Source organism: Paracoccus sp. UBA889 (assembly GCA_002294185.1).
In the GTDB taxonomy this organism is placed as follows: domain Bacteria; phylum Pseudomonadota; class Alphaproteobacteria; order Rhodobacterales; family Rhodobacteraceae; genus Paracoccus.
On record DBFD01000057.1, the window covers coordinates 1087 to 1565 of the forward strand.

1 pseudogene is annotated in these 479 nt (G+C 66.2%); it reads left to right on the forward strand.

What is annotated here, in order from left to right:
* Positions 1–410, forward strand: a pseudogene (tuf, locus tag B4L36_RS11775) (elongation factor Tu); the annotation flags it as partial.
* Positions 411–479: the final 69 nt, after the last annotated feature.

A 479-nucleotide genomic window follows, 5' to 3' on the forward strand; every position in this document is an offset into this window, starting at 1 on the left:
TCGAGATGTTCCGCAAGCTGCTGGACCGGGGCGAGGCGGGCGACAATATCGGCGCGCTGCTGCGCGGCATCGACCGTGACGGGGTCGAGCGCGGCCAGGTTCTGTGCAAGCCGGGTTCGGTCAAGCCGCATACCCGGTTCGAGGCCGAGGCCTATATCCTGACCAAGGAAGAGGGCGGCCGGCACACGCCGTTCTTCGCCAATTACCGGCCGCAATTCTATTTCCGCACGACGGATGTGACGGGCACGGTGAAGCTGCCCGAGGGCACCGAGATGGTGATGCCGGGCGACAACCTGAAGTTCGAGGTCGAGCTGATCGCGCCGATCGCGATGGAGGAAAAGCTGCGCTTCGCGATCCGCGAAGGCGGCCGCACCGTCGGCGCCGGCGTGGTCTCCAAGATCATCGAGTGATCGCGCAACTGCGCGCCCGCGCAGCAAGCCAACATGAAAGGCCCGCCCCGGAAAGGGCGGGCCTTTTGC